General features: G+C 35.1%; 13 protein-coding genes. 12 read left to right on the top strand and 1 reads right to left on the bottom strand.

Annotated features, from left to right (window positions below; translation table 11 throughout):
* Positions 1–32: 32 nt before the first annotated feature.
* The 12 genes from fahA to argH all read left to right on the top strand — a co-directional run bounded on the left by fahA (position 33) and on the right by argH (position 13531).
* Positions 33–1316: a fumarylacetoacetase gene (gene fahA / locus Q1W72_RS15210; RefSeq protein ID WP_302136191.1), complete on the top strand. Its 1284-nt coding sequence runs from the start codon at positions 33–35 to the stop codon at positions 1314–1316.
* Positions 1317–1471: 155 nt separating this feature from the next.
* Positions 1472–2656 (top strand): hypothetical protein, encoded by a 1185-nt coding sequence (locus Q1W72_RS15205; RefSeq protein WP_302136189.1) that lies wholly within the window; start codon positions 1472–1474, stop codon positions 2654–2656.
* Between the two features lie 470 nt (positions 2657–3126).
* Positions 3127–3744: a GNAT family N-acetyltransferase gene (locus Q1W72_RS15200; RefSeq protein ID WP_302136187.1), complete on the top strand. Its 618-nt coding sequence runs from the start codon at positions 3127–3129 to the stop codon at positions 3742–3744.
* Positions 3745–3748: 4 nt separating this feature from the next.
* Positions 3749–4942 (top strand): argininosuccinate synthase, encoded by a 1194-nt coding sequence (locus Q1W72_RS15195; protein ID WP_039110645.1) that lies wholly within the window; start codon positions 3749–3751, stop codon positions 4940–4942.
* A complete protein-coding gene (argC, locus tag Q1W72_RS15190) occupies positions 4935–5912 on the top strand; it encodes an N-acetyl-gamma-glutamyl-phosphate reductase (protein WP_302136185.1) in 978 nt (325 codons plus the stop codon). The genes Q1W72_RS15195 and argC overlap by 8 nt, the downstream gene beginning before the upstream one ends.
* Before the next feature lie 82 nt (positions 5913–5994).
* Complete coding sequence (locus tag Q1W72_RS15185) at positions 5995–7131, top strand: aspartate aminotransferase family protein (RefSeq protein ID WP_302136183.1); 1137 nt, start codon at positions 5995–5997, stop codon at positions 7129–7131.
* A 94-nt stretch (positions 7132–7225) separates the two neighbouring features.
* Entirely contained in the window at positions 7226–8422 is a 1197-nt protein-coding gene (locus Q1W72_RS15180) for a glutamate-5-semialdehyde dehydrogenase (RefSeq protein WP_302136181.1), read from the top strand.
* A 142-nt stretch (positions 8423–8564) separates the two neighbouring features.
* Entirely contained in the window at positions 8565–9326 is a 762-nt protein-coding gene (gene proB, locus Q1W72_RS15175) for a glutamate 5-kinase (RefSeq protein WP_099715138.1), read from the top strand.
* Between the two features lie 69 nt (positions 9327–9395).
* Entirely contained in the window at positions 9396–10343 is a 948-nt protein-coding gene (locus Q1W72_RS15170) for an N-acetylornithine carbamoyltransferase (protein ID WP_302136179.1), read from the top strand.
* Positions 10333–11118, top strand: a complete 786-nt coding sequence (gene argB, locus Q1W72_RS15165; protein WP_302136178.1) for an acetylglutamate kinase — start codon at positions 10333–10335, stop codon at positions 11116–11118. Before Q1W72_RS15170 ends, argB begins: the two co-directional genes overlap by 11 nt.
* Positions 11115–12191, top strand: a complete 1077-nt coding sequence (locus tag Q1W72_RS15160; RefSeq protein ID WP_302136177.1) for a M20 family metallo-hydrolase — start codon at positions 11115–11117, stop codon at positions 12189–12191. The genes argB and Q1W72_RS15160 overlap by 4 nt, the downstream gene beginning before the upstream one ends.
* A gap of 59 nt (positions 12192–12250) precedes the next feature.
* Complete coding sequence (gene argH / locus Q1W72_RS15155) at positions 12251–13531, top strand: argininosuccinate lyase (RefSeq protein WP_302136176.1); 1281 nt, start codon at positions 12251–12253, stop codon at positions 13529–13531.
* Positions 13532–13616: 85 nt separating this feature from the next.
* On the opposite strand, the gene ytxJ is transcribed toward argH, so the two are convergent.
* Positions 13617–14006: a bacillithiol system redox-active protein YtxJ gene (ytxJ, locus tag Q1W72_RS15150; RefSeq protein ID WP_302136175.1), complete on the bottom strand. Its 390-nt coding sequence runs from the start codon at positions 14004–14006 to the stop codon at positions 13617–13619.
* Between the last annotated feature and the right edge of the window lie 142 nt (positions 14007–14148).

Here is a 14148-nt window from a genome sequence, read left to right as displayed (position 1 = left end):
GAGTAATTTTTTAACAAAATAATTAACAAAATATGCCAATAACAGCTAACGATACCAATAGAAAATCATGGCTAGAAGTACCTGTCAACAGTGATTTCCCTATTCAAAATATTCCTTTTGGAGTTTTCCTTACCAAAGAAAACATTGTAACCGTAGGAACAAGAATTGGAGATTTCGCAATCGATTTGGGAGCTTTACAACAATTAAATTATTTTGAAGGTATTGAACTGACGGATGATATGTTCATGCAGGATACTTTGAATGATTTTATTTCTGATGGTCAAAAAACATGGCGTTTGGTTCGAAACCGAATTGCGGAGCTTTTTGATGTGACAAATTCGAAACTACAAGATAATACTAAAGACAGAGATATAATAATTTTCAAAATGGAAGATGTTGAAATGCAATTACCGGTACTCATTGGTGATTACACTGACTTCTATTCCAGTAAAGAGCACGCAACTAATGTAGGAAAAATGTTCCGTGACCCTGAAAATGCATTATTACCAAACTGGCTTCATATCCCTGTAGGATATCACGGCAGAAGTTCTACCATAGTTCCATCAGGAATTCCGGTTCACAGACCAATGGGACAAACGTTACCAAACGGAGAAACCACACCAGTTTTTGGACCTTCACGTTCAGTCGATTTTGAACTTGAAACTGCTTTTATTACTACGGATGTAAATATAATGGGAGAAAACATTGCTGTAACTGAAGCTGAAGATTATATTTTCGGGATGGTTTTATTGAATGACTGGAGTGCCCGCGACATTCAAAAATGGGAATATGTACCATTAGGACCATTCTTGGCAAAAAACTTTGCAACTTCAATTTCCCCTTGGATAGTTACTATGGATGCTTTGGAACCTTTTAGAACCAAAGGACCAAAACAAGAGCCTACTCCACTTCCTTATTTGCAACAAAAAGGAAAACATTCTTTTGATATCAATTTAGAAGTGGCAATTCAGCCTGAAAATGCAAAACCAACAGTAGTTTCGCACTCTAATTTTAAATATTTATACTGGTCAATGTGCCAACAATTAGCACATCACACCTCAAATGGTTGTCGTGTAAATTCTGGTGATATGATGGGTTCAGGAACTATTTCCGGCCCAACTGAAGACAGTTTTGGTTCCATGTTAGAATTAACTTGGGGCGGAAAAAATCCAATAAAAATGGGCGACGGAACAGAGCGTAAATTTATCAATGACAATGACACCGTAATCATGAAAGGTTTTTGCCAAAATGGTCAGGTCCGAATTGGTTTTGGTGAAGTTTCCAGCAAATTACTGCCTCCTTTTGTGAGACAATAAAAAATTAGAAATACACTTTTTAAAACCTAACATTTATTCTATTTTTGTTAGGTTTTTTTATGGCATTATTTTTGGATTTTAAAATTCAAAACCCGTAAAACTGCTTAAAAACAGTAGAAACAATTTCGAAAAATCATTTACTTAACTGTAAGCTTATGAAAAAAATTACTCTTTTATTATCCCTGTTTCTCCTTATTTCCTCTTGTGGCGTGAAACAAACCCAAAATTTATTAAGCTCTGGAAATTACGATCAAGCAATTGATAATGCCGTTTCAAATTTGCGAACCAATAAAGATAAAAAAGGCAAACAAGATTATGTTTACTTGCTGGAAGAGGCTTTCGCCAAAGCAAAAGAACGTGATTTAAATGCCATTAATTTATTAGCAAAAGATGCTAATCCTGCTCAATTGGAAAAAATGTACAATACGTATTTACAATTGAATTCCCGTCAGGAAAAAATCAAACCGTTACTTCCTTTAAAACTACTTAAAGAAGGACGAAATGCAATTTTTCCATTTGACAATTATAACGACCAAATCATTGACAGCAAAAATGCCTTATCAGCTTATTTGTATGCTAATGCAAAAAAATTAATGGGAACTTCAGACAAAATGAATTACCGAAAAGCGTATGATGATATGGAATATTTAAACCAAATAACTCCAAATTATAAAAACGTTTTACAACTCATGGATGAAGCTAAATTCAAAGGTTCTGATTATGTTTCGGTTTACACCAAAAACGAAACGAATATGATTATCCCGGTTCGTCTTCAAAATGACTTATTGGATTTTAGCACCTATGGATTGAACGACAAATGGACTGTCTACCACAGCAACAAACAAAAAGGAATTGATTATGATTATGGAATGGTAATTAACTTTAGACATATTTATATTTCGCCTGAGCAAATAAAAGAAAGAGAGTTTGTAAAAGACCGCATTATAAAAGATGGTGTCAAAAAACTAATTGACGCCAACGGAAAAGAAGTTTTGGACGAAAAAGGCAAAGTGGTGATGGTGGATAATATGAGAAATGCAACTGTACGCATTTATGAATTCAGACAGTTTAAATCCTGTAAAATTACTGCCAAAGTAGATTACATCAACTTTAAAAGCAATCAATTATTACAATCTTTCCCAATAGCCAGTGAGTTTATTTTCGAAAATATTTATGCAACATATAAAGGAGACCGACGCGCTTCTGACGATAATTATTACTCTTATTTTGACAAAAGAGCGGTAGCTTTTCCTAGCAACGAACAAATAGTTTATGATACCGGAGAAGATTTAAAAGCCAAAATAAAAGATGTAATCAGCAGAAACAGGTTTAGAAACTAATATTTTAAATTAATACCATTACATAAAACTCCTTGATAGTTAAGCCTATCTAGGAGTTTTTTAATTTAAAAAATCAACAATACATTAAAATTTTGTTACAAAACACAAAATTAGTGTTATGTTTTAAAAATATGTGTACTTTTGCACCAATGAATAAAACAAGTTTACATATAACTTCTTTGTCACGGACAAACAGACCCACTACTTCTCCCGAAGTACGGATACTATCCCTATAGTACCCAAAAGCTGTTTCGTATCTTTATTCATTTTTCATTTTTTCCGTTTTGAAATTACCGCTATTTTCCATTGGATTAATACATCCAAAAATTAATACTTATTTATCACTATCGTATTGTAGTTCAATTTATTGCAAAACAATCGACTGTTTTAGTATTATATTTGAATTTGGCGAAAATGCATTTCAAAAACAAATACACGAATCATTTTTTAACTCAAAATAATCGCTTGAAATGAAAATTTCTATCATTGTAACTCAGGAAGAACATTATAAGTATTCGCAAGAAATATGCGATACTATTGAATTGTCCGCCTTATTGAGAGGTACTGGGATTGCAAAAAGAACTCCTGAATACATCCAAAAAAAGATGGAAAGTAAAGATGCCGTTATCGCATTAGATAATGGGAAATTTGCCGGTTTTTGCTATATCGAAAGTTGGCAACACGGAAAATTTGTAGCACATTCCGGATTGATTGTACATCCTGATTACAGAAATTTAGGTTTAGCAAAAAAAATCAAATCATTTGTTTTTGACTATTCATTAGAGAAATATCCAGACGCTAAGGTTTTCGGAATCACTACTGGTTTAGCTGTAATGAAAATAAATTCCGATTTGGGGTACAAACCTGTTCCTTTTTCAGAATTGACCAGCGATCCAAGTTTTTGGAAAGGGTGCCAAACGTGCACCAATTATGAAATCCTAAAAAGCAAAGACAATAAAATGTGTTTGTGTACCGGAATGCTTTATGACCCAAAAGAAAAGCCTAAAGATCCGCCTAAACATCCATTTAATGTCAGAGTATTAAACAGATTAAAATCAATTAAAGAAGCCTTGTTCTTAAAAAAATAATATCATGAAAAAAGTTGTATTAGCTTATAGTGGAGGATTAGATACCTCATATTGCCTGAAATATTTAAAAAACGAAAAAGGATATGAAGTTCATACCGTTCTTATAAATACAGGAGGATTTGATGAAGCTGAACTAGCCGCTATTGAAGAAAGAGCCTACGAATTAGGAAGTGCGCAACATGCAAATCTTACCATTGTAGATAAATATTATGATAAAGCCATTAAATATTTGATTTATGGAAATGTATTAAAAAACAATACGTATCCATTATCCGTAAGTGCCGAGCGTGTTTTTCAAGCTATCGAAGCGATTAAATATGCAAAATCTGTTGGTGCAGAAGCAATTGCCCACGGAAGTACTGGTGCAGGAAATGACCAAATTCGTTTTGATCTAATTTTTCAAACCATCGCTCCCGAAATTGAAATCATCACTCCTATTAGAGATTTAAAACTATCAAGACAGGAAGAAGTTGATTATTTATCTAAAAACGGAGTTCATTATTCTTGGGAAAAAGCACAATATTCCATTAATAAAGGATTGTGGGGAACAAGCGTAGGCGGTAAAGAAACATTGACATCAAATCAAACTTTACCAAGTGAAGCATATCCTTCTCAATTGCAAAAAACGGGTGAAGAGAAAGTGACGCTACAATTTGAAAAAGGACAATTAGTAGGCATCAACGGGACATTGGACACACCAACAAAAAACATTGTTGCATTAGAAAAATTAGCCAGCGCATATGCAATTGGTAGAGATATCCATGTTGGCGATACTATTATCGGAATTAAAGGAAGAGTTGGTTTTGAAGCCGCTGCGCCTTTAATCATCATCAAAGCGCACCATTTATTAGAGAAACATACGCTGGGTAAATGGCAACAATACTGGAAAGAACAACTGGGGAACTGGTACGGAATGTTGTTTCATGAAGGACAATTTTTAGATCCTGTAATGAGAAACATCGAGGCTTTCCTAGAAGACACTCAAACGACTGTAAATGGAACCGTTATCGTTTCTCTAAAACCATATCACTTTACATTGGACGGAATTGAATCTGAAAATGATTTAATGAATACCGGTTTTGGACAATATGGAGAAATGAACAACGCTTGGACATCTGACGATGCTAAAGGATTTATCAAAATTCTTGGGAATGCCCAAAACATATTTTCATCTGTAAACAAACTGACACATGATTAATATTGGAATAATTGGCGGTTCAGGTTACACTGCGGGAGAACTCATCAGAATATTGATGTTTCATCCCAATGCTACACTTGATTTTGTTTACAGTACAACAAACGCTGGAAAACCACTTTCGGTGGCGCATCATGATTTGATGGGCGATATCGAAATGAATTTTACCGATACTGTAAATCCAAATGTGAATGTTGTTTTCTTGTGTTTAGGTCATGGTAAATCAAAATCATTTTTAGAGCAAAATCAATTTGCAAGTCATACCAAAATCATCGATTTAGGAAATGATTTCAGATTGACAAAAGACAAAGATTTCGAAGGTAAATCTTTTGTTTACGGTTTGCCTGAATTGAATAAAACGGTTATCAAAAACGCACAATTTATCGCTAATCCTGGTTGTTTTGCAACAGCGATTCAATTGGCATTATTGCCTTTGGCCAAAAACGAAATGCTTACGACTGATGTTCATATCAATGCTACAACGGGAAGCACAGGAGCTGGAGTTTCACCTTCGGAAACGACGCATTTTAGCTGGAGATCGAACAATATGTCGCATTACAAAGCTTTTGAACACCAACATTTGGGAGAAATAAACCAAAGTGTCAACCAATTGCAAGCGGATTATACAAACGAATTGATTTTTGTACCCAACAGAGGGGATTTTGCAAGAGGGATTTTTGCAACATTATACACAACAATCGAAGAAAACTTGGAAGATGTAGTAGCTAAATATGAGGCTTTTTACAAAGACCAACCTTTCGTAACCGTTACGACCACCGGAATCAACATGAAACAAGTGGTTCAAACGAATAAATGCATCATCAGTTTAATGAAAAAAGGAAACCGGCTATTGATTACTTCAGTAATTGATAATTTAACAAAAGGAGCCTCAGGACAAGCCATCCAAAACATGAATTTAATGTTTGGATTGGATGAAACCACGGGATTGCATTTGAAACCATCTGGATTCTAAAAATTTGTTTCAAGTTTAAAGTTTAAGGTTGCACACGTAACTTGAAACTTGAAACCTTAAACCATTTAAACAAAAAAAGAAAATGAACTTATTTGACGTTTACCCATTATACAACATCACTCCTGTAAAAGCACTGGATTGTACTATTACAGATGAAAAAGGAGTGGAATATTTAGATTTATATGGTGGTCATGGAGTAATTTCCATTGGACACACACAACCGGATTATGTTGCCAAATTAAAAAATCAATTGGACAATATTGGTTTTTATTCCAATGCGATTCAGAATCCATTGCAAGTAGAACTGGCAGAAAAATTAGGGAAACTTTCCGGATTGGAAGACTACACTTTATTCTTGTGCAGTTCTGGAGCTGAAGCCAATGAAAATGCTTTGAAACTGGCTTCTTTTCACAACAATAAATCGCGTGTAATTGCTTTTGATAATTCCTTTCACGGAAGAACCTCGGCGGCAGTTGCGGTTACTGATAACAAAAAAATTGTTGCTCCAATCAATGCACAACAAATCGTTACTTTTTTACCATTGAATAATATCGAGTTGGTAGAAAACGAACTAAAAAAAGGAGATGTTTCTTCTGTTATTATCGAAGGAATTCAAGGAGTTGGCGGTTTAGACCAAGGAACAACTGAATTTTTTCAGGCATTAGAAAAACTATGTGCCGCTTACGATGTCGTTTTGATTTTGGACGAAGTGCAATCAGGATACGGAAGAAGCGGAAAGTTTTTTGCACACCAACATCATGACATCAAAGCCGATATTATTTGTCTGGCGAAAGGAATGGGTAACGGATTTCCTATTGGTGGAATCTTGATTTCTCCAAAATTCACAGCGAGTTATGGATTATTGGGAACTACTTTTGGTGGAAACCATTTGGCTTGTGCTGCCGGAATAGCAGTTTTGGATGTGATTGAGAGCCAAAAATTAATGGATAACGTAAATGACGTTTACGCTTATTTTTTAGAAGCAATCAAACAAGTTCCCGAAGTGATCCAAGTAAAAGGAAGAGGATTAATGCTAGGTGTAGAATTTGATTTTGACGTAAGTACACTTCGTAAAAAAATGATTATTGACAAACATATTTTTACAGGAAATGCTAATAATAAAAACTTATTAAGAATTCTTCCGCCATTGACAATCAAGAAAGAAGCAATTGATACTTTTATTATCGCTTTAAAAGAAACATTGGCAGAATTGAAATGATTTTTTAAACATATAAGTCATATAAGCACTTAAACTTATGACTTATGACTTATATGTTTAGATTTTTTTTCTAAAATAGTAAAACCAAAAACTAATGAACCACTTATTACCAATAGAAAAACGAAACGCAGTTTTAAGTCGCATGGCCGAACTTCTTGAAGAAGAAAGAGCTAACCTTAAAACGGTGAATCAACAGGATATCAATAATTATTCTGGAGATGACTTGGCCATGGAAAAACGTTTATTGGTTGATGATGCCAAAATTGACGGCATGATTTTATCTATGCAACAATTAGCCCGTCAAGAAGATCCTATTGGTGTGGAGCGTTTTAATTTCGACCATGAAAACGGAATAAAAATCATCAATAAAACAGCGGCTTTTGGAACCATAATGATTATTTATGAATCCAGACCTGATGTTACTGTTGAAGCAGGCGGAATCGCCTTTAAATCCGGAAATAAAATTCTATTGAAAGGCGGAAAAGAATCGGTACTGTCAAACTTAAAAATTGTGGAATTGTGGCATCAAGCCTTAAAAGAAAACAATGTTGCTACAGAATGGGTGGAATACTTGAATTACAATCGAGAAGAAACGCAGGCATTTTTGGAGAAACCAACACAAAAAGTGGACTTAATCGTTCCTCGTGGTGGTGAGAAATTGATTGCTTTTGTAAAAAAACACGCCACTTGCCCAGTGATTATAAGTGGCCGTGGAAATAATTTTGCGTATGTAAATAAGGAAGCTGATTTAGATCAAGCAATTGACATTATTATTAACGGAAAGACCTCAAATATATCTGTTTGCAATGCTTTAGATAAAGTTTTAATTGATACAAATCTTGACAATTGGAAAGCTTTTGCAAAGAAAATAATTACCGAATTACAACAAAGAAACGTAACCGTTTTAGGAGATGAAACAATTTCCAGAGCAACAAATGTTCCTCAGATTGAATCTGATTTAATTTGGTACGAAGAGTTTTTAGATTATAAAATTGTTATTGGAACAACCAACTCGGATCAAGAAGCGATTGACAAAATAAATAAATATTGTGGCGGACATTCGGCTTCCATAATCACAAAGAATGATGCAATTGCTCAGGAATTCATGGAAAACGTGGATACGGCAGCTGTTTATCAAAACGCCTCTACCCGATTCACTGATGGAGGACAATTTGGTTTAGGAGGAGAATTGGCGATAAGCACAGACAAATTACACCAACGTGGACCAATTGGTTTGCAGCATTTAGTTACTAATAAGTGGTATATTTACGGAAATGGACAAATCAGGTAAAGGATTTTTGATTGAAGATTAACGATTTTTGATTGAAGATTGAAAAAAGAAGAATTCAGAATATTAACACAACACTTTGCGAACTTAGCGTTTAACACTGTTACGTTTGAAAATTAACTTTGCGCACTTTGCGGTTAAAAAAATGGCAAAAAAAAGAATTTTATTAAAGTTAGGAAGCAATACGTTAACCAAAGAAACCAATCACATTTCGAGAGGAAAGATTGAAGATATTGGGATGCAAATAGCCGCTTTACAAGACGATTACGAGTTCATCATTGTAAGTTCAGGTGCGATTGCCGCAGCCAAACAATTTGTAAAACTGGAAAATCAAGACAAAGATGTTTTTGTAAAACAAGCATTAGCTTCTATTGGTCAGCCCCATTTAATGCGGATTTATCATGAAAACTTCAGCGATTTAGGATTGCTGATTTCGCAGTGTTTGCTTTCTTATTCTGATTTCGAAAAAGAACAATCTAAAGTAAATATCGTGAACACCATCAATGTGTTGGTCAAAAATAATTACATTCCGATTATCAATGAAAATGATACGGTGGCTACGGATGAAATTCGGTTTGGTGATAACGATAAATTAGCCGCTTTAACGGCCGTTTTATTAAATGTTGACATTCTGATCATCGCTACCAATACAAACGGGATTTACACCAAAGCATCTATTAATGATGCCGTTCCCGAAACCATTTCTTTGGTAACCGATTTAAAAGTATTGGAAAAAGAGATTGGCGATTCTAAATCCTCGCACGGAACCGGCGGAATGCAATCTAAAATAGAAGCTTCGGCAATTGCCAAAGACGCCACTATCGAAACCTGGATTGTCAATGGACTAGAAGACAATTTTATTTTGAAAGCTTTAAAAAACGAAATACCTTTTACTAAAATTCTATAAAATGTTGATACGGTTAATCGCTAATTCGGTTAATCAATTAAACAAATAACCGATTAAACAAATAAGACAATGAACTACATCTCCATACAAAACATAGATTCACTTGATAAATGGGTGAAACAAGCATTAAAAATCAAGAAAAAACCTCTTAAAAACAAAAAACTAGGTAAAAACAAAACCTTAGGAATGTTGTTTTTTAATTCCAGTTTAAGAACGCGTTTAAGTACACAAAAAGCCGCTTTGAATTTGGGAATGAACGTCATGGTAATGAATTTTACCAGTGAAGGTTGGACATTAGAATTTGAAGATGGAGCCATCATGAACTCTGGTGCTTCGGAACACATTAAAGAAGCTGCTGCGGTAGTTTCTCAATATTGCGATATTGTTGCTATCAGAGCTTTTGCCGGATTGACAGACAAAGAAAAAGACAATGCCGAAATCGTACTTTCCGGGTTCCTAAAATATGCCACAGTACCTGTTGTCAATATGGAAAGTGCTACGGGACATCCGTTACAATCGCTTGCAGATGCCATAACTATGGCGGAATACAAAACAGAACACAAGCCAAAAGTAGTTTTGACTTGGGCGCCACATCCTAAAGCGTTACCTCAAGCAGTTGCCAATTCTTTCGTGCAAATGATGCAGTTACAAGATGCAGACTTTGTAATTACACACCCCGAAGGCTACGAATTGAATCCTGAAATCACGAAAGATTCCAAGATTGAATACGACCAAGACAAAGCTTTCGAAAATGCCGATTTTATCTATGCCAAAAACTGGAGTAATTATAATGAGTATGGTCAGATTACAAATTCTGATCCAAATTGGACTGTAACTGCCGATAAAATGAAACTGACCAACAATGCTAAATTCATGCACTGTTTGCCAGTAAGACGTAATGTAATTGTTACTGATGAAGTGATCGACAGCGAAAATTCTATTGTTATCGAACAAGCCAACAATAGAACCTATGCTGCACAATTAGTGTTGCAAAAAATATTGGAAAATGGAAAATAAAAAACCGGTAACGCTAATAAAAATTGGTGGAAACATAATTGATAATCCAACGGAATTATCACAATTTTTATCTGATTTTTCGAAGATTGGAGGGTATAAAGTGCTCGTTCATGGTGGTGGAAAATCAGCTACCAAAATGGCCGAAAGCATTGGTTTAGTTCATCAAATGATTGATGGAAGACGCATCACCGATGCCGCTATGCTTGATGTAGTTGTGATGATTTATGCAGGTCAAATCAATAAAAATATTGTGGCTCAATTACAAGCAAATTCCACCAACGCAATGGGTTTTTCTGGGGCTGATGGAAATTTAATTCAATCGGACAAAAGAAACCACCCAACCATCAATTATGGTTTTGTGGGCGATGTGAAAAAAGTGAACACACAATTATTGGAAACATTGCTTTCAAACGGTATAGTACCCGTATTTTGTGCGATTACACACGATGGTAAAGGACAATTATTAAATACGAATGCAGATACCATTGCCAGTGAATTAGCGATTGCTTTATCGGAAGTTTTTGATGTCACTTTGAATTATTGCTTTGAAAAACCGGGCGTTTTATATGATGCCGAAGACGATTCTTCCGTAATTGAGAACATCAATCAAGAATTATATTCCAAATTAAAAGCCGAAAAAGCGATACATTCTGGTATGATTCCTAAATTAGACAACTGTTTCAATAGTTTGTCTAAAGGAGTTCAAAAAATAAAAATTGGTCATCACCGCATGTTGCAAGACAAGACCGCATTGTACACTACAATTACACTATGAAGAGTATAGAAATCCTTACACAAGAAGCCATTGCGCTATTAAAGTCGCTGATTGAAACGCCTTCATTTTCAAGTGAAGAGGACCAAACAGCACTTTTAATCGAAAATTGGTTTAGACAAAATAGTATCCCTTTCGAAAGAGAGAATAATAATATTTGGGCTTTCAATAAGAATTTTGATAAGTCCAAACCTACGCTTTTACTTAATTCTCACCACGATACCGTAAAACCAAACCAAGGCTATACCAACAATCCATTTGAAGCCATCGTAAAAGACGGTAAATTATTTGGATTGGGAAGCAATGATGCGGGAGGTTGTTTGGTTTCGCTTTTAGCCACTTTTGTACATTTTTATTCGAATGAAAATCTGCCATACAATATTGTGATGGTCGCTTCAGCCGAAGAAGAAAGCAGCGGAAAAAATGGATTAAACAGCGTTTTAAAACATTTACCTGAACTGGAATGTGCGATTGTGGGAGAACCCACTTTGATGCAATTGGCCGTAGCCGAAAAAGGTTTATTGGTACTCGATGTCATCGTAAAAGGTACAGCCAGTCACGCTGCACACAACAATCCGGACAATCCTATTTACAATGCGATTCCCGTTATGGAATGGTTTAACAGCTATCAATTCGAAAAAATATCGGAGGTTTTAGGTCCCGTAAAAATGACCGTAACGCAAATATCTGCTGGAAAACAACACAATGTAGTTCCCGCGGAATGTCATTTGGTTGTCGATATTAGAGTTAATGATTGTTACTGCAATCAAGAAATTTTAGATACCGTGAGAAAGCATTTGACTGCAGAAGTCAATCCGCGTTCGATGCATTTGAATGCGTCATCAATCCCTGTTGCACACGGATTAGTGCAAGCCGGAATTGCCCTGGGAAGAACCACGTATGGCTCGCCTACCCTTTCGGATCAATCGGTTTTGAGTTGTCAATCCTTGAAATTAGGACCAGGAGAAACCCTGCGATCACATTCAGCAGACGAATTTATATTTATAAACGAAATAGAAGAAGGAATTCAATTGTATATCAAAATACTTTCTGACTTCTTTATTCAGACTTCTTAGATTTTTAAACTCCTTAGAAGTCTAAAAATCTAATTGTCTAAAAATCTAAAAATCTAATTATGAAACTTTGGGAAAAAGGAATACCAACCGATAAGCAAATCGAACATTTCACCGTTGGAAACGACAGAGAACTGGATTTAGTTCTGGCTAAATATGACGCTTTGGGTTCTATTGCGCATGCAAAAATGCTGGGACAAATCGGGCTTTTAACAGACTCCGAAACAGTCTCTTTAGTTTTAGCTTTGGAAGAAATAATAAAAGACGTTGCAAACGGAAAATTCGAAATCGAAGACAGCTTTGAAGACGTGCATTCCAAAATTGAATATTTACTAACAGTAAAATTGGGTGACGCCGGAAAAAAAATTCACACTGCCCGTTCCCGTAATGACCAAGTTCTGGTTGATGTTAATTTATACTTGAAAGATGTCGTTAAAGAGTTGAAAGAGCAAGTAAAAAGCCTTTTTGATTTACTGATGGAATCAGCTGAAAAACATCAAAATGTGTTATTGCCAGGATACACGCACCTTCAAATTGCAATGCCATCTTCTTTCGGAATGTGGTTTTCTGCTTACGCCGAAACTTTGATTGATGACATAACGATGTTGAATGCCGCTTTGAAAATTGTAGACCAAAACCCATTAGGCTCGGCTGCAGGTTACGGAAGCTCGTTTCCTATCAACAGAACATTCACCACAGAAGAATTGGGTTTTGAGACTTTAAAATTCAATTCGGTAGCGGCACAAATGAGCCGTGGAAAATCAGAAAAGACAGTCGCTTTTGCTATGAGTAGCGTGGCAGCAACTTTGGCAAAGTTCTCGATGGATGTTTGTTTGTATATGAGTCAGAATTTTGATTTTATCACTTTGCCTTCACATCTTACAACCGGTTCGAGCATCATGCCGCACAAGAAAAACCCGGATGTTTTTGAATTGATTCGTGGGAAATGCAACAAAATTCAAGCGTTACCATACGAAATCACTTTAATCACAAATAATCTTCCAAGTGGCTATCACAGGGATTTGCAATTATTGAAAGAAGGATTGTTTCCAGCGATTCAAAACCTGAAAGCCTGTTTGGATATCGCAATTTTTGCTATCAAGGACATTAAAGTAAAAGAATATATCTTAGACGATAAAAAATACGACTATTTGTTTACGGTAGATTCCTTAAACGAAATGGTGGTTGCAGGAATGCCTTTTAGAGATGCCTATAAAGCCGTTGCTGAGCAATTAGAAAATGGCACTTTTCAATCTCCAAAAGAAACCAAGCATACGCATGAAGGAAGTATCAACAACCTTTGTTTGGATGCCATAAAAAAGAAAATGGACGATTCATATTAATTCAGGACCAAAATAATTGTCACAAAAAAATCCATCAGCAGCGACTGATGGATTTTTTTATATTCCAAATTTAGACTGTTGGTTCTTATACCTTTTTACTTAATTCCTCCGCATCAATATCACTGTGCGAAACATTATAAATGGCTTTTCCTTCTTTAATTAAAATCAATTGCGGGGATTGATGCGTTACTCCAAATTGATCCGCAATGGCATTAGAAATAGCTCTATATGCTATTAAATCTAAAAAATAAGGCGTAACTTTATCTGAGCTATTAAACTCATTTTCAAACTGTTTCAGTGCCATCCTACTTACACTGCATCGTGTACTGTGTTTAAAAATTGCTACTGGTTTTTCATTCGAAATAGCAATAATTTCATTCAGTTGCCCTAAATCGGTTAGTTCATTCCAATTGATTTTATTTTCATTTAAATCCTTGTCGTCTGAACTATTGAACATATTTTTTAAAAAACTCATAATTATCTTATTTTAAGACATTTTGACTTTGAAATATGATAAAAATCATGAAATTTCTGTCAATTTGTCGGTAATATTGTATTGGAATATAAATTGAATATTGATTCGCAAAGTTAGTCAAATAACCACAAAACAAATAACA

Origin of the sequence: Flavobacterium sp. ZE23DGlu08 (assembly GCF_030505335.1) — a bacterium.
GTDB classification, from domain to species: domain Bacteria; phylum Bacteroidota; class Bacteroidia; order Flavobacteriales; family Flavobacteriaceae; genus Flavobacterium; species Flavobacterium algoritolerans.
Note: the sequence above shows the minus strand (reverse complement) of the source record. Positions and strands in the feature narration are given on the sequence as shown.